General features: G+C 27.4%; 18 protein-coding genes and 2 pseudogenes. 6 read left to right on the top strand and 14 right to left on the bottom strand.

The genetic code is table 4. The annotated features are described in order from the left end of the window. Positions 1-131: 131 nt before the first annotated feature. The 13 genes from AACK93_RS04140 to AACK93_RS04080 form a co-directional block, all read right to left on the bottom strand. Positions 132-716 (bottom strand): hypothetical protein, encoded by a 585-nt coding sequence (locus AACK93_RS04140; RefSeq protein ID WP_339023831.1) that lies wholly within the window; start codon positions 714-716, stop codon positions 132-134. Between the two features lie 338 nt (positions 717-1,054). After that, the gene (locus AACK93_RS04135) at positions 1,055-1,318 is read right to left on the bottom strand and encodes a hypothetical protein (protein ID WP_339023830.1); all 264 of its coding nucleotides are present in this window, start codon (positions 1,316-1,318) and stop codon (positions 1,055-1,057) included. An 82-nt stretch (positions 1,319-1,400) separates the two neighbouring features. Next, positions 1,401-1,709, bottom strand: a complete 309-nt coding sequence (locus tag AACK93_RS04130) for a hypothetical protein (protein WP_339023829.1) — start codon at positions 1,707-1,709, stop codon at positions 1,401-1,403. A gap of 214 nt (positions 1,710-1,923) precedes the next feature. Further along, positions 1,924-2,289, bottom strand: a complete 366-nt coding sequence (locus AACK93_RS04125) for a hypothetical protein (RefSeq protein ID WP_339023828.1) — start codon at positions 2,287-2,289, stop codon at positions 1,924-1,926. A 3-nt stretch (positions 2,290-2,292) separates the two neighbouring features. After that, on the bottom strand, positions 2,293-2,538 hold the full coding sequence (locus AACK93_RS04120) for a hypothetical protein (RefSeq protein WP_339023827.1): 246 nt from the start codon (positions 2,536-2,538) through the stop codon (positions 2,293-2,295). A 10-nt stretch (positions 2,539-2,548) separates the two neighbouring features. Further along, entirely contained in the window at positions 2,549-2,875 is a 327-nt protein-coding gene (locus AACK93_RS04115) for a hypothetical protein (protein ID WP_339023825.1), read from the bottom strand. Positions 2,876-2,888: 13 nt separating this feature from the next. Then, positions 2,889-3,089 (bottom strand): hypothetical protein, encoded by a 201-nt coding sequence (locus tag AACK93_RS04110; protein WP_339023823.1) that lies wholly within the window; start codon positions 3,087-3,089, stop codon positions 2,889-2,891. Positions 3,090-3,403: 314 nt separating this feature from the next. After that, complete coding sequence (locus tag AACK93_RS04105) at positions 3,404-3,757, bottom strand: hypothetical protein (RefSeq protein WP_339023821.1); 354 nt, start codon at positions 3,755-3,757, stop codon at positions 3,404-3,406. A 418-nt stretch (positions 3,758-4,175) separates the two neighbouring features. Continuing rightward, a complete protein-coding gene (locus AACK93_RS04100) occupies positions 4,176-4,406 on the bottom strand; it encodes a hypothetical protein (RefSeq protein ID WP_339023820.1) in 231 nt (76 codons plus the stop codon). A gap of 155 nt (positions 4,407-4,561) precedes the next feature. After that, entirely contained in the window at positions 4,562-4,774 is a 213-nt protein-coding gene (locus tag AACK93_RS04095) for a hypothetical protein (protein WP_339023818.1), read from the bottom strand. A 126-nt stretch (positions 4,775-4,900) separates the two neighbouring features. Further along, the gene (locus tag AACK93_RS04090; RefSeq protein ID WP_339023816.1) at positions 4,901-5,155 is read right to left on the bottom strand and encodes a hypothetical protein; all 255 of its coding nucleotides are present in this window, start codon (positions 5,153-5,155) and stop codon (positions 4,901-4,903) included. A gap of 29 nt (positions 5,156-5,184) precedes the next feature. Then, positions 5,185-5,361 carry a hypothetical protein gene (locus AACK93_RS04085; RefSeq protein WP_339023814.1) on the bottom strand — a complete coding sequence of 59 codons (177 nt, stop codon included), beginning with the start codon at positions 5,359-5,361 and terminating at the stop codon, positions 5,185-5,187. Between the two features lie 165 nt (positions 5,362-5,526). Then, positions 5,527-5,856, bottom strand: a complete 330-nt coding sequence (locus AACK93_RS04080; RefSeq protein ID WP_339023812.1) for a hypothetical protein — start codon at positions 5,854-5,856, stop codon at positions 5,527-5,529. Between the two features lie 393 nt (positions 5,857-6,249). On the opposite strand from AACK93_RS04080, the pseudogene AACK93_RS04075 reads away from it, so the two are divergent. Together AACK93_RS04075 and rpoC are read left to right on the top strand one after the other, a co-directional pair. Then, positions 6,250-9,939 (top strand): annotated as a pseudogene (locus AACK93_RS04075) (DNA-directed RNA polymerase subunit beta); the annotation flags it as partial. A gap of 38 nt (positions 9,940-9,977) precedes the next feature. Beyond that, a complete protein-coding gene (gene rpoC / locus AACK93_RS04070; RefSeq protein ID WP_339023807.1) occupies positions 9,978-13,742 on the top strand; it encodes a DNA-directed RNA polymerase subunit beta' in 3,765 nt (1,254 codons plus the stop codon). Between the two features lie 344 nt (positions 13,743-14,086). Here rpoC and AACK93_RS04065 read toward each other — a convergent pair whose 3' ends face one another. Next, on the bottom strand, positions 14,087-14,230 hold the full coding sequence (locus AACK93_RS04065) for a hypothetical protein (RefSeq protein ID WP_339023805.1): 144 nt from the start codon (positions 14,228-14,230) through the stop codon (positions 14,087-14,089). A gap of 645 nt (positions 14,231-14,875) precedes the next feature. Here AACK93_RS04065 and AACK93_RS04055 point away from each other — a divergent pair. The 4 genes and pseudogenes from AACK93_RS04055 to AACK93_RS04040 all read left to right on the top strand — a co-directional run bounded on the left by AACK93_RS04055 (position 14,876) and on the right by AACK93_RS04040 (position 17,227). Beyond that, a complete protein-coding gene (locus tag AACK93_RS04055) occupies positions 14,876-15,169 on the top strand; it encodes a DDE-type integrase/transposase/recombinase (RefSeq protein WP_339023801.1) in 294 nt (97 codons plus the stop codon). A gap of 285 nt (positions 15,170-15,454) precedes the next feature. Continuing rightward, positions 15,455-15,787, top strand: a pseudogene (locus AACK93_RS04050) (IS3 family transposase); the annotation flags it as partial. Positions 15,788-15,858: 71 nt separating this feature from the next. Further along, positions 15,859-16,032 carry a hypothetical protein gene (locus tag AACK93_RS04045; protein WP_339023799.1) on the top strand — a complete coding sequence of 58 codons (174 nt, stop codon included), beginning with the start codon at positions 15,859-15,861 and terminating at the stop codon, positions 16,030-16,032. Between the two features lie 298 nt (positions 16,033-16,330). Continuing rightward, on the top strand, positions 16,331-17,227 hold the full coding sequence (locus AACK93_RS04040; protein ID WP_339023797.1) for an energy-coupled thiamine transporter ThiT: 897 nt from the start codon (positions 16,331-16,333) through the stop codon (positions 17,225-17,227). The last annotated feature ends 28 nt before the right edge of the window (positions 17,228-17,255 follow it).

Genomic DNA, 17,255 nt, shown 5'->3' with positions numbered 1-17,255 from the left:
ATAAAAATATTGGAAACATTTAACAAAACTTTTTTAATATCATTAGCAAAATTGCTAAGGGCACTACAAATTCAAATAACATCTGAAATGCTGGAATAACTTCAAACACCGGAAAGGCAGTTTTGGTAAAATTAATTGTTGTTTTGGCAATATCCGCACGCAAGGAGGCGAATTAAAAGATTAATATTAATCCCTGAAAGACCAAGTAATCAATTCAACACACTAACAGAGGCGTGCTTAATACCACCACAAGATATTGCAATAAATAAACCCCAATAAGAACAGTTGAGTGTGGGAATTAAGTCATTCATATTACCACTTATTCCTCCACCAATAAAAGCTGTTGAATTCAAAATATTAAAATCGTATAAAAAATAATGATATTCAGTGCTTTTATTTTTCTTTTTATATAGCGGGAAAGTCAGTGTAAAAATATTAATTCCATACATTACATTGACTTTAGCATTATAAAAATGCAGTTTATTACTAGTGGAGTTTCATAATTGATTATCATATGCTTTTAACACATTAAAATTTATTTGATAAGAACTTTCACCAGTATTAAAACCATTGGCAATTTGTTTATCTTTAACAAAGAAATAGGAACGAAAAATCATATTCTTACTATTTTCCGTTGTTGAACCAAAGTTAATTAAATACTGTTTGGGATAAAAAGTAATTAAGGAGCAATAGAAAAAAACCCATTTGTAAAACATTTTTAGGAATTTGTTGCATCTCTTTGTAATCTAATTCTACACAAGTAGAGGTCTCCATATCAAAACCGGCATAAAAGAATTGTACAAAAAACTCACCTAAAACTTTATAAAGTTTATTAAATAACCCATTAATAAAATCAATGGTTAAATCTTTTTGGTAATAAAGCATAAAATCTTTAAAATCAGTTTTTAATTTATCATCATAGCGTAAAAAATGGAAAGTATTACCATAATAATTAACTTGTCCAAAAAAGGTATTAATAAAATTTCCTCCAAAACTTGTTCGCGAGCCAGATTTTCAAAGAGATTTACCATTTTCTAAAAACTCATTACTACCCCTAATGCCACCATGCCCCAGTTTTTATAGTAATAACATCACCAAAACTAGAAAAGGAAAGTTCTCTAAAAATAACTTTTTTAATAAAACCGGGTGGATAGAAATTTTCTACACGACTTAAATTAAATTTACTATTTTGTTTAAAACAATTTAATTTAATTGAAATTTCACTCATATATTTAAAATTATTGTCAAAGAAATTAAAAACAGGAGCTCAATATAAATAACTATAATTAAATTTATCAAAATCTCGGCGTTGTATCATTAAATAATCAAATTTATCTTGAAACTGATTATACTGATATTCGCTATCATTTTTAGTTATTTCCTCAGGTAATGGTTGTTCGTTATCTTTTTCTGGTAAAGGGGGGCATTTCAGCAGAAAATGAGGTAATTATATAACCAGCACGCCTATCATATCTGTCCAAAGCTGAAGCTTTTAAAATTGTAATTTTTACATTAACAATTTTATCAATATAATATTTATCGTATTCACCATTAACATTTATAATTTTAGTCATATTTTTTTTATAAAAATTAAAAACATAACCAGACATACTACCACCTTCAGGGATTGTAAGAGCAGAAACATCTTGAGGCAAATCATCTAATTTATCATCAGTGTTTCAAACAAAACCAAGAGAAGAGCCGGCCATTTGAAAACATAACTATTTTGAATACTAGCAAACTCCAACTTACAACTATTACCACATTGACCAGGATTAGTTGCTCGTTTTTCTCGTTTCATGAAATATTGTTTCACGGTGGATTTTGGTGGTTGTTTTGTATCAAAGAACACCCCTGGCGGCACTAAACCAATAAACATTATAAATAAAAATCAAGAAATAATCTTATGTATCTCATCAGACCTTAAAATTCTTCTTTATCGTTTTTAACGGCATCAGAAAATTTATATTGACTATGTTGTGGATATTCACAATTAGCAACTTGCATTTGATGCTTTCTAAAAATTTTATTAAAGTAATAACCCTTGATAATTAACTTAATACCAGTTATTAAGAAATAAATAATTAATAATCAAATACAAACATTAAAAAATACACTTTGAAAATTTAATGGTATAAAATCTTTAAAAAATTTATCCCCTTTAATTTGAAGGACCGTTAAAAATATTAAAATTATAATAACAACACCATGGAGTATAATAAAAAAATGTATAAAGCCTAAAAGGCTTTTAAAACATTTAATACTTAATATTTTTTTTAACTTTTTCATTTTTTAACTCCTTAAAATTAAATATATTGTTGATAAAATGTAAATCGTTCCTAAGATTTGGAAAATCGGATGTTGAGAAAATAACCTTATCATTGGTTTAAACAAATCTAAAATTTTAATATTATTTGATAGAACTTTATTAAAATATTCTAAACCTTCACGCACATAGACTCATAAACCTAAAAAGTCGTTTAAAGCAAAAATAGAAAAAACAGCAACAAGAATAAATAATATTATTAATTTAAACATTTTTTAAAACCTACCTTTTTATTCGCCGTCCGTGTTGGTCAACTCATGGTCTATTTTTAGAGCCATTACCACTAAATTTCTTAATTGGACCACTAGATGATTGTTTCTTAGTTCCTCAATTAGCAACTGATTTTTGATATTTTTTACGAAAACCAACTTTTGGTCGTTCAATATAAATACCTAAAATGCCACCAATTACAAGATTTATCGCGAGCATAATTAGCGGAAAAATAATAATGCGAATATCTGTTCCAGGAATGGTTAAAGTTCAAATTAAATCAAAAGCTTTATAAAATATATCGCCAATCAAGCTAGCCATTTTTTCTAAGTTTTCCATTTTTTAAACTCCTTTACTTGTTTTTCTTCTTCAGATTATTTTTTAACTTAGTAAGTATCTTACTGAATTTTTCCATTTTTAAGTATTCTATTGCTTCAATATCCATTACATTATCATTTCAAAATTTATGTTGATAATTATCATTCAAAGCACGATTACTTAATTCACGCAAGAATGATAAATATTTATTATCGTAAAGGTTTAAGATTGACATTGGAATTTTCAATTTAAAGAAATAAATGTCTAATTTCGGAATGCTACGATACTTGATTTTGCGACCTTTTTTATCATTTTTAGCATTAATTAGCGTTAATCGTCATTGCTCGCACTCGCTTACCGATTTAAAAGTGCCGTAAATAACTTGTAAATAGGGTCGGAAAATACTAACTGGTTTTTTTCTAATACCAACAATTATTGAATTCGCAATATCACGAACTTTAACTCATATATGTTCGGCTCGTTTTCCACTTGCTAATACGATATGGGTAAATTGGCGAGCTGAAGCAAAATATTCTTGTAAACCTTGGGTTATATCTTATCATTTTCTTTATAGTCAGTACCTTCAAGAAATAAATTAGTTTCATCTCAAAGTAATAATGATTTCTCATCTAAAATTGGATAATTATAATCTAATAAAGACATATGTCCTAATGAAAGCATTTGTTTATTGGTAATCGGAAAAGTAGAAATCGTTTTTCAACCACTTAATAAGTAAGAAGCTAAAACCATTAAAGCGGTTTTTCCGGTGCCCAAAGCACCAATTACTAAATTTAAGGGTGAATTTAATAAGAAATTAATAAAACTACGACAAGCAAAAAAATGAGAAATTTTAGTATATAAAATATATAAAGCAATTAATAAATAAATAATATCGAATAACATTCGTCAACTTTGAGGATTATAATAATGCAAAATCGCACCATAACATAAAATCACGTAATAATAAATAAAGTGCGATTTAAAGTCACAAAATCATATAATTTTAAATTTATTTTTTTAAACAATAGCATCACTTAAATCACACTTTCTTTATTTTTATTACTATCTGCCGGGCATTAATTTTTCAAACATTTTGAAAGCGATTAAAAATAAACCAATAATAACGCTAAGCAAGAAAACTCAATATGTAGCAAAGAAATTAACAACATTTGGCATATTACCACCAATAATATCAGTTCAAATATTACCGAACGCTTTAATTAATGCTTTTCATAAGTTAGTAACCGCTTGTTCACCAGTAATTGCTACTGGTGGTGTTTGTTACATCAAGAAAAATTCTAAACATATAATCATCCCCTTTCTAAACAAAATATGATTTAACCTTATAAAATAAAATAACAATAAATAAGACGATAAATACTAATACCATTCAAAAGGCAATATTTGCTATTAAAAGTCAAAGTAGTTCTTTGGTTAAATCAATTTTTTTACCAGAAACTCACGCCGGAATAGTTGTAATTTGAATAAATAAATCTCAAAAATACAATTTTGTCATTTCTCAATCTAAATCTTTTCAAGCAACTAAAAACATAATAATTACCGCTTAAAAGGTCAAAAGAGTAGAAAAATAATTGCTGAGAAGAGCATTACAATTATTAAAATTGAAAACAAAAATACAACTCGGGGTGGTAAATCGGCAGTTGGATAAATTAATTCAATTAACTCAATAATTATTTTTTTAAACATTTAACAACCAACTTCCTTAATTAATAACATAGCATCAATACAAACCCACACATCATGAAAAATATCTATCTCTACATGACCAACACCATAATCACGCGCTCATACACGATTAGGTTTAGTATTGTTATCACCATTAACATATACAGATAACTGCGATACTCTATCTATCTTTTGTTCTTCTTCAGAAGAAGCAATACCATATCATACTTTCACTTTTATCTTCCTACCTTTTAATTTATCTTTCTTATTTTTAACATTTTTTTAATTTTTTTAATTTTTCTAACCCTTTTTGTGCTCTTAATTTGATTAATTTTAGTTATTTTTGTATTATAGTTAAATTTAGTCATATCTATGTACTTTTAAAAATATTCTAAATATTTTTTTATTTGTTAATTTTTTTTCATCTTGTTCTAATAAATTTTTCTTAAATTTCGCAATAAATATTCGTTGTGAATAAGTAAAATCTTTTGGTAGCTGTTTTGCTTCACTACCATATTTCTTTTTATCTTTAAAAAAACGATAAATATTAACCGCAATATAATATGCTAGTAATAATGTTAAAATCGTAAAAAACACTAGTCCAAATATACTCATCTTTCTTTTCTCCTTAATTTTTTAATCTTTTAATATGCAATATCAACACAAAGTCAATTATCACCGACTAAATCAGTTCTAACAGATTCAACTGCAGATTTAGACGCTCAAATTTTTTGTTCTAATCCAGTTTTTTTATTAATAGAATATATAAACTCTTGACAATAATCTTTGCCAGACTCATCCACATTAACTCACATTTTCATTTCTAAAACTCCTTAAAAAAATTGCAATAACTTAGTTAAATAACTCTCAACCAACATAGATAATTAACGGGCGGAGCATACGCTTTCCGCGCCGTTTAAACACCATAAAAACTAACTAAAATATTTTTTTATTTACCCCTATTCTTAAAACACCGTAAAACATTTTTAAAATGAATTTTTAAAATAATCAAAACTTACAACTTTTTTATCATGTTCTTTTTCAGCAACAAAAAAACCTAACAACTCATGACCTAAAATCAAACTAGACTCTTGACCTTTATAATTAATAAAAACTAACCGATATTCATCATCTCTAATTATTCCTATACAAATAGAATTCTCATATTTTCCTTTATAAACAAATCGTTTCGAAAACCAAATACCAGTAGATTCATACAATCACGGAATTGCCGGTGCTTTAATAAGTACTGCATTTTGTGTTTCTTTTAAAAGATATTTTTCAGTATTTAAAAAAATATTTTCAATATTTCTCATATACATACCATCTTTACAATATTTAGTTATATTAAACTAAGTTATATTTAGCTTAGTTATCTAACTAAGTTAAATATTTATTTTTTTAAACATTTATGTTTAACAAAATTTGTTAGTAAACTTCGTTTACTAATTAACTTAGTTTATTATTATCAAGGTACAAAAAAATACAAGGCATAACTAAAAATAATAAATATTAATTTAACCTTATATTTCTTGTAATAAATAAATGAGCTCATATTTATTTATTAATTAACAGCAAGTTTGTAAAAACCAAAATCTTGTCATATGTATATGGTTTCTACAAACTTATCAAAAGTATGTATTGATTTAACAGTATAATTAGTATAAAATTACATAGTTTTAGTTATGAAAAACAAAGGGGGTTTGTTAATGGCATTTAAGATGAAACATTTTGGAGATTATGTTCAAAGAAGAGATTATTCCAAGGTTTCAGGGAAATTAGAATTACCCAATTTGATTGAAGTGCAAACTGATAATTATCAATGATTTATGAAAGATGGCATTCAAGAGGTTTTTGATGAAATATTCCCAATAACTGACTCTGAAGGAAAAACAACATTATCATTATTAAGTTGAGAAATAAAAAAACCACGACGCAACTTAAAAAAAGCACAAGAAGAATCAAAGATTTATGAAGTACCAATTTATGCTAAGTTGAAATTAACTGTTATTAAAGATGATGAAAGAATTAATAGTCAAATTGCTAAAACGCCAGATCAAGCAATGTTATTATGAGTAAAAGAAGAATTTGGATTTAAAAATCCAGTATTATCAAAACAAGATGATAATGTTTTTTATTTTGAAGATATTAACTTTGAAGATAAAATTGCTGTTGAAATTATTATTAAAAAGCAAGATAAAGAAGAAATGTTAGTTGATTATACCCTTTGAAGAGCTGGTGAAGTTTTTTTAGGTGATTTTCCGTTAATGACCAATAAAGGGACTTTCATTATTAATGGTAGTGAAAAGGTTGTTGTTTCTCAATTAGTAAGATCGCCAGGAAGTTATTACAAAAAGAATATTGATTCTAAAACAGGAAAAATTATTTATTTTAATGATGTTATCCCTTCGCGCGGGACATGATTAGAGTTTGAAAGTCATATTAAAAAAGTTAAAACTAAACAAAATAATTTATGTAAACATATTTTTCAAGTAAAAATTGATAAATCACGAAAAACTAATGCTACTGTTTTATTTACAGCATTAGGCTTAAAAAAAGATGATTTATTATCATTGTATAATGATGATCAGTTATTAGTTGATACTTATGAAAGTGATTATATTAGTGGTTTAGAAAAAGGCAGTTGAGAATTTGCGGTTCAAGAAATTTATAAAAAAATTAGATCAGGTGAAACGGCTACTGTTGATGGTGCTAGTAAGTTTCTTTTTGGATTATTATTTGATAAAAGAAAATATGATTTAACTAAAGCCGGCAGATTTAAATTGATTCAAAAGTTGTCAATTGTTGATCGGTTATTAAATCGGATTTTGGCTGAAGATATTAAAGATATTAAAGGTAATATTGTTTTTAAAAAGGGATATTTAATTACTAAAAGAGATTTAGAATTGTTGCATACGATTTTAAATGCAGGGGCAATGTTGCAAGAAATTATTTTTCATCCTGATATTAAAAGTCATAATAAAATTCAAAGAGTTTTAGTTTATGCTAATAATGAAATGATTAATCCTGATGATAGTATTGCGATTTTGGGTGTTGATCCGATTAATAAAATGGAATATATTACGATTCCAGATATTATTGCTTCTTTTTCATATTTATTAAATATTACTAAAGGTTTGGGAAATATTGATGATATTGATCATTTAGGTAATCGTCGTGTGCGAACGGTTGGTGAGTTATTACAAAATCAATTTCGGATTGGGATGGCAAGAATTGAAAAAAATGTTAAAGAAAAGATGTCAACAGCTGATAGTTCTGTTATTAAGCCATCAAATATTATTAATAATAAACCGCTAACAGCCGTTATTGGTGAGTTTTTTAACTTATCACAGTTATCACAGTTTATGGATCAAACTAATCCGTTATCAGAGTTAACTAATAAAAGGAGAATTACTGCTTTAGGTCCGGGGGGATTATCTCGTGAACGAGCCGGTTTAGAAGTTCGCGATGTGCATTACTCGCATTACGGCAGAATTTGTCCGATTGAAACTCCTGAAGGACCAAATATTGGTTTAATTAATAATTTATCAACTTATGCTCATATTAATAAATATGGTTTTATTGAAACTCCATATCGGAAAGTAAATAATGGTATTGTATCTGAAGTTAATCATTATTTAACTGCTGATCAAGAAAAAAATTATGTTATTAGTCAAGCAAATATTGCAATTGATAATCAAGGAAAGATTATTGAAAAGCAAGTTGCTGCTCGTTTTAGTGGTGAAAATATTATTGCTCCTAACAATGAAGTTGATTATATTGATGTTTCGCCACGACAAATTGTTTCCATTGCGACATCTTGTATTCCTTTTTTAGAAAATGATGATGCTAACCGTGCTTTAATGGGTGCTAATATGCAACGCCAAGCAATCCCTTTAATTAAACCACAATCACCGTTAGTAGGTACTGGTGTGGAGCATGCTGCTGCTAGAGATTCAGGATTAGCAATTATTTCTTTAGGCGATGGAATTGTTGATTATGTTGATAGTAAAAAAATTACTGTTAAGCACAAGGACCGAGCTAAAGTTTATGAATTAAATAGTTTTGATCGTAGTAATAGTGGTACGGTTTTAATTCATTCACCATTGATAAAACCCGGTGACACTGTTAGCAAAGGTCAAATTTTAGCTGATGGTGCTTCAATGGAAAAAGGTGAATTAGCGTTAGGTCAAAATGTTATGGTGGCATTTACAACTTGAAATGGTTATAACTATGAAGATGCGATTATTATTAGTGAAAGATTAGTATATGATGATGTCTTTACATCAATTCATATTGAAGAATATACTATTGAACGCCGACAAACAAAACAAGGTGAAGAAGAAATAACTCGTGAAATTCCCAATATTCCAGATAGTATGCGTCGTTATTTAGATGTTGATGGAATTGTAATGGTTGGTGCTGAAGTTAAAGAAGGAGACATTCTTGTTGGAAAAGTAACGCCTAAAGGACAAACCCAATTGTCGGCAGAAGATAAATTATTACAAGCTATTTTTGGTGAAAAGTCTCGTAATGTTAAAGATAATTCTTTAATTGTTCCGAATGGTGGTGCGGGAATTATTCAAGCTGTGAAAAGATTTTCTCGTAAAGATGGACATGATTTACCAGTTTCGGTATTAGAAATTGTTAAAATATATGTTGTTCAAAAACGAAAAATTCAAGAAGGTGATAAAATGGCCGGAAGACACGGCAATAAGGGTGTTATTTCTAAAGTTTTACCGATTGAAGATATGCCTCATCTTGTTGATGGCACACCGGTAGATATTATGTTAAATCCTTTAGGAGTTCCTTCGCGAATGAATATTGGTCAAGTACTAGAATTACATTTGGGAATGGCTGCTAAAAAGTTAGGGTTAAAAGTAGCTACCCCAGTTTTTGAAGGTGTAAGTAATGAGGAATTAATTGCCATTATGACAGAAGCCAAGATGGATAATTTTGGAAAAGAAACTTTAATTGATGGTCAAACAGGTGAAACATTCGGTAATAAAATATCTGTTGGTGTAATGTATATGTTAAAACTATCACATATGGTGGAAGATAAAATTCATGCTCGTAATGTTGGGCCATATTCTTTAATAACTCAACAACCATTAGGTGGAAAAGCACAAAATGGTGGTCAAAGATTTGGAGAAATGGAAGTATGAGCTTTGGAAGCTTATGGGGCGGCTCATACTTTAAGAGAAATATTAACAATTAAATCTGATGATATTATTGGAAGAACAAAGTTATATACTAAAATTGCTAAGGGTGAAAAATTACCATTGTCAGGAATTCCTGAGTCATTTAATGTTTTAATTAGAGAATTACAAGGTTTATCAATCAATGTTGTTTTAAAAACTAAAGATGGTAAAGAACATAAGATGTTAAATTATGAAGAAGATTAAGAAAACAAATTCTAGAGAGGAAGAAATGATAAATGTTTAATGATCACAAAAATTTTAAAGAAATTAAAATTAGTTTAGCTTCTCCAGAAGATATTCGTTCTTGATCGTATGGTGAAGTAACAAAACCAGAAACTATTAATTATAAATCGTTAAAACCAGAAAAAGATGGTCTTTTTGATCAACGAATTTTTGGACCAATTAAAAACTATGAATGTGAATGTGGAAAATATAAAAAAGAAAATAATCATGGTAAAATTTGTGAACGCTGTGGAGTTCAATTAACAGAGTCAATTGTTAGAAGAAAAAGAATGGGACATATTGAATTAGAAGATCCGGTATCACATATTTGAATGTTAAAAGCATCACCTTCACAAATTGCTTTGGCATTAAATATGCGTACTAAAGATTTAGAGGAAGTGATTTATTTTGTTTCTTATATTGTTTTAGATGCTGGTGATGCTAAAAATTTAAGAGATAAAATGGTTTTAGATTTAGGTAATGCTAAAACTTCACAAGAAACTCGTGAACGATTAATTAAAACTTTAGAAAATATTAAAAAAAATTTAACTGTGGAATCAATTTCTTTTGAAAGAGCACAAGGAATGATTGAAGATTTAAAAAATACTAATATTTCTTTTTCAATGGATGAATGTGCTCAATTTATTAATAAATATACTAATGCTAAATTTGGTATTGGTGCCGAGGCAATTGAACATTTACTTAAAAATTTAGATTTGAAAGAAGAAATTAAGAAAATTAAAAGAAAAATTCAAGGTAAAAAATCGCAAATGGATAAATTAAAATTAATGCGTTCTTTGAAAACATTAAATGATTTTTTACGCTCAGGAAATAAACCTGAGTGAATGATTTTACATGCTATTCCGGTGTTGCCGCCAGATATTAGACCAATTATTCAATTAGATGGAGGTAGATTTACAGCATCAGAATTGAATGATTTATATCGTAAGATCATTATAAGAAATGAACGATTAAAACGCGTTAAACAAATGAGAGCCCCTTCAATTATTATTAATAATGAAAAAAGGATGTTGCAAGAAGCGGTTGATGCTTTAATTGATAATGATCGTAAAGCGCGTCCTGTAACAGGAAGAGATAAGAGACCTTTAAAATCATTAACAGCAATTTTAAAAGGAAAACAAGGTCGTTTTCGTCAAAACTTATTAGGAAAACGAGTTGATTATTCTGGAAGAAGTGTTATTGCTGTCGGTCCAGAATTAAAAATGTATCAGTGTGGTTTACCACGCGATATGGCAATTGTTATTTTTAAACCATTTATTATTGCTGAATTATTAAGAGAGGCTAAAGAAAATAATAGTAATTTAACTTATAAAATGGCAGAAAAAATGATTGATCAACGCGATGAACGAGTATGAGATTATTTGGAAGTAGTTATTAAAGATCGTCCAATATTATTAAATCGAGCACCAACACTTCATCGTTTAGGAATTCAAGCTTTTGAACCAAAGTTAGTAAAAGGGAAAGCAATTCGTTTGCATCCATTGGTAACGCCGGCATTTAATGCTGATTTTGATGGTGACCAAATGGCAGTTCATGTGCCGATAACAGCAGAAGCTGTTGCTGAAGCGCGATATTTAATGTTAGGTTCAAAAAATATTTTAGGACCTAAAGATGGAAAACCAATTGTAACTCCAACTCAGGATATGGTTTTAGGAAATTACTATTTAACTTTTGAAAGTAAAGGTAAAATTGGTGAAGGAAATATTTATCAAAATTTTGATGATGCTGTTTTAGCTTATGATAATAAACAATTACATTTACATGCGATAATTGCTATTCCTGTTAATACCATGGGTGATAAGATTACTGTTAATGATAGTAAAAATAAGGTATTAATAACAACGGTTGGAAAATTAATTTTTAATAAAATTTTTCCTGTTGATTTTCCTTATTTTAATGAACCAACAGCAGAAAATCTTGATTATTTAGATGACCGTCATATTATTTTAATTACTGAGGATATCCGAAAATTTGTTGCATCACGAGAAGCAATTTCTCCATTTAATAAAAGTAGTTTATCAAATATTATTACTAAGTTTTTTAAGAAATATGGAACTCAAAAAACTGCTGAAATGTTAGATAATATGAAAAATTTAGGATTTAAATTTTCAACAATTTCTGGTATTACGATTTCAGCACAAGATATGCAAGCATATGATGGTAAAAAAGAAAATTTTATTGAAGCTGATAAATATATTGCTCAAGTTCAAGAATTTTATCGTTTAGGAATGATAACTGAACGCGAAAAACATAAATTAATTGTTGAAAAATGATCAGATGTTAAAGATTTAATTCAAAAGAAATTAGAAGTAGTGTTAAGGCGAGATATTAATAATCCGATTACGATTATGACTGATTCGGGTGCTCGGAGTAATCTTTCTAACTTTACACAGTTAGTAGGGATGCGAGGATTAATGAATAATCCCAAGGGAGAAGTTATTGAATTACCGATTCGTTCTTCTTTTATACAAGGATTAACGGTTCTTGAGTTCTATATATCCACGCATGGGGCAAGAAAAGGGATGGCTGATATGGCTTTAAAAACAGCCGATTCTGGTTATTTAACAAGAAGATTAGTAGATGTTGCCCAAGAAATTATTATTGTGATGGAAGATTGTCAAACAGAAAAAGGATTCTTAATTAAAGATATTGTTGATACTAAAAATTATATTATTATTGTACCCTTACAAGATCGTGCTTTTGGACGATTTACAAAGTCAGCGATAATTAACAAAAATGGTAAGGAAATTGTTCCTGCTAATACTTTAATTACTGAAGATATTAACAATAAAATTGAAAAAAATAATATTACGCAATTTGAAATTCGCTCAGTTTTAACTTGTGATGCTTCTAAAGGGGTATGTAAAAAATGTTATGGACTTAATTTAGCAACTGGTGCAATTGTTGATATTGGTGAAACTGTTGGGATTGTCGCAGCCCAATCAATTGGTGAGCCAGGGACACAATTAACAATGCGTACTTTTCATACGGGTGGTGTTGCTGGTGGTTTAGATATTACTCAGGGATTACCAAGAATTAAAGAATTATTAGATAATACAATTCCTAAGGGGGCGGTTGCAATTATTTCTGAAATTGATGGTACCGTTCAAGAAATAAGTGAAGAAAATGGTATTAATATTATTACTGTTGTATCTGAACATAATGAAAGAAAATATAAAACTCCTTATAACTCTAATATTCGTGTTAAAGTTGGTTCACTAGTTAAAGCTGGTCAAAAATTAACTGAAGGAGCAATTAATGTTAAATATTTATTAGAAATTGCCGGGATTAAAGAAGTTCAAGAATATATTTTAAAAGAAGTTCAAAAAGTGTATCGCTTGCAAGGAATTCAAATTTCTGATAAATATATTGAAATTATTGTTAAACAAATGTTAAATAAAATTCAAATTATTGATGGTGGCAATAGCGGCTTATTAGCCGGGGAAACAGTTACGATTAAAGAATTTAAAGATATTGTTGGTAAGTTATTATCAGAAGATCGTCGTCCGCCTTATGGATTTCCAATTATGTTTGGTATTAAAAAAGCACCATTGGAATCTAATTCTTTCTTATCGGCAGCATCATTTCAAGATACTACACGAGTATTAACGAAAGCAATTATTAAAGGTAAAATCGATACTTTAGAAGGATTAAAAGAAAATGTTATTTTAGGTAATTTAATTCCTGCGGGGACAGGATTATTAGATTCTGAAGATATCATTGCTAGAGGAAAAATTGCTTATGAAGAAGAATATTAAAATTTAAATTATTAGATATTTTTTAAATATAAAAGATAAATTTAATTAAAATAAATATCTTTTTAAAAAAATGCCATTATCTTTACAATAATGACATTTTTGTTTTATTCAATTTTAGTAACTAATTGTTAATAAGTTAGGGATTATGGTTTTATTGGTAATTCTTTATTTTTAGGTAAATATCCGACAGCGAGAACAACGGCAACATTGTATTCGTTGAGAGCGATATATTTATTTTGTTTCTAAATAATTAATGATATCATCACCATCAAACTCCCCCATTGACTAGTACCAATGTCTTTAGCAAAAGCACAAATAATGATATTTTCTAATAAAATATATGCTTATTGTTTAGCTCATTCTTCTGGATTATTAATATATTTTTTTAAATAATTTATTAAGTTATTTTGTAATCGTTCAAATTTTTCATCAGAATTATGATAACGCGTTTGATACCTTGAATGAAAAAAGGCACTATTTTTTTTCATTTTGTAGAAAACTCTTGATATTTATTAAATATACTTAAAATTGTATGGATAGGCTACAATAAGTTGGACCATATTTATGTGGACTTTTAAAATAAGATAAAATTATATAAGAAAGTAGGAATATAAAAATGGGCAAAAATTCATATACAGATGAATTTAAAAAACAAATTGTCATGCTTTATCAAAACGGGAAAAGTATTATTGAAATTATTAATGAATAGGGTATTTCAAAATCTGCTATTTATAATTGAATAAAATCATTCGATAATTCTGGTTCTTTTAAAGCAAAAGATAATCAAAGTAATGAAGAAAATGAATTAATTTACTTACGAAAAGAATTAAAACAATTACGAATTAAAAATGACATTTTAAAGCAAGCCGCACTGATAATGGCCAAAAAATAACAATAATTAATAACAACAAAAACAAATATTCATTGAGGAAAATATGTAAGATTTTGGATTTATCAAAATCAACGCATTTTTATCAAACTAATAAATGCACTAACAAGCAAGTTAATAATTATGAACAAAAAAGTTATCAGCGCGTTTAATAAAAAGTCACAAAATTTATGGGGCTCGTAAAATTAAAACTGTTTTAATAAGAAAAGATATCATCTTATCGCGGCGAAAAATCAGATGCATTATGATCAAAAATAATTTGGTTTCTGAATACAAATACACCAAATTAAAATATCGTAATCACAAAATAACAGTTAATAATGCCCAAATTAGTAATGTTTTAAATCGTGAATTTAATGACAAAAAACCTAATGAAGTTGTTGTTAGTGATTTAACATATGTGCAAGTTGATGGGAAATGACATTATATTTGCTTATTAATTGACTTGTTTAATCGCGAAGTAATTGACTATAATGCTGGGCTAAACAAAACCGCCGAACTAGTTCAACAAGCTTTTGATCACATAAAGTTTTGTTAGGCGGGAAAAGGTTTAAATAATTTTTAATGACAAGCAACGACAATTTAATTATCGTTTTATTTAGAAAATAAATAATAAGACAAAATATTTAATATCAACAAACATAATCTCAATAAAAGGTTATAAAAACTAAAAAAAACGTTTATAAAAACAACATTAAAATAATTTTTTACAACAAAAATCATACATAAGAAATATATACTTAATTTGCATGTTGAAATAATTTATAGTAAATAATTATTTTTTCTTTTTTTAAAAATATCTAAGAAAACTAAACACGACCCAGCTTTTCATAAGATAACACGATCATTAAAGCAAATAACTTTATTTCATACCAATCATGGTAATGAGTTCAAAAATAAAATCATTGATGAAATTTTAATAACTTTTAACATTAAAAGATCATTAAGCAATAAAGGTTGTCCTTATGATAATGCTGTGGCTGAAACAACTTACAAAACCTTTAAAACAGAATTTATTAAGGGTAAAAAATTTACAAACTTAACACAATTAAAATGCGAACTATTTGATTTTGTTAATTGATACAACAATATTCGAATTCACGGCAGCTTAAATTATTTAACACCCGTTGAATTTAGAAAATGGCAGCCTACATAAAAAGTGTCCTAAAAAGGGTTGTTATTCCATTTATTATTTATTTTCCAAATAAAATGATAATTAAATTGTCGTTGCTTGTCATTAAAAATTATTTAAACCTTTTCCTCCTACCTAATAAAACTTTATGCGTTCCACTAAATAGTTGAATTAAATTATATAAAGACGGAAATCATCAAGAATTAGTGAAAAACATTCGTAATGTTGCTAAAAATGAATTAAATAATAAAGATATTAAAACAAATTAAATGTGTTACATTATATTAATGAAAATATTAATTCAATAATATGATAGAATGAGATGATGAATAAAAATGACAATAACGAGGGGGGCGGGGTTAGTTTAGCAATTAAATAATATAATTAGCTGATTTTTTTACTTCTTCAAAGCAATAATTAAGAAAGCTAAACGCGACCATTAAATTGATATAAGACAGGGGCGGCATTTTGCCTGAGTCTCGGAACTTGAACTAGGTAATACTAGCGGAGGAAGTCTTGTATATTTCAAAATATATTAGATTTCTTGCTATAATTAAGGAGACTAAAATGGCGCAAGAAGTAAATAAGACTAATCAAATTTATCGTTGAATTTTAATGTTAATTAATGTAATTTTTTGTTTCTTGATTGTCGGAGTAATAATATTGATAACAATAAGTTCGGAAGAAAAATTTTTAAGCATTTTTTCTTCTAATGTTAAGAATACACAATTAATTAATAATAAAATTATTTTATTTATTAAAATTGCATTTATTGTGATTTTATTATTATTTTTAATTGCTAATTTAATATTAATTTGGTTATTAAGTTGCCAAAAGACAATAAGATTTAATATTGATTTTAAAATGATTAAAAAACGATGCTTTAAAATTTGTCATTGAAAAACATTTGATTTAGTATTAATCGCTTTTTTTGTTAGTTTATCATTAATTTTAGATTATCTGATGATATTTTTTCCTAAATTACCAATGGGGGGGGGCAGTATTGGTTTAAAGTATTGACCGGTATTTTTAATTGCTTTCGTTGTTAGTTTTTGACACGGAATTGTAACTGGTGTTATTAGTGCTTTAGTTTCATTAATTATTATTCCTCAAGGGGCAATTATTAATCCTTGACAATATTTACTAGATTATTTTATTCCTATGATTATGCCTTCTTTAATAGGAATAGTGAATATTAATTTTAAAAATCGGCTTAATGCTAACATTAAAATTTCCTTTATAATAACAGTTATTTGTATTATTATATATATGTGCAATGTATTATCAGGGGTATTATATTTTGGTAATTATGCGTGAGATGGTTTTAGTGTTTGAGGTTATGCATTAATATATAATTTAATTTATGTTTTTATTTTTGTGTATCCTTTAATGATAATATCATTGCCGTTACTATTTAGAGTATTAGTGCCTTGAAAAGAAAAATATAATGATCAAATTAATTAGCAAATGCTAATTAATTATTGGAGGTGAT

This window comes from Spiroplasma endosymbiont of Agriotes lineatus, from assembly GCF_964019485.1.
Lineage (GTDB): Bacteria > Bacillota_I > Bacilli_A > Mycoplasmatales > Nriv7 > Nriv7.
Note: the sequence above shows the minus strand (reverse complement) of the source record. Positions and strands in the feature narration are given on the sequence as shown.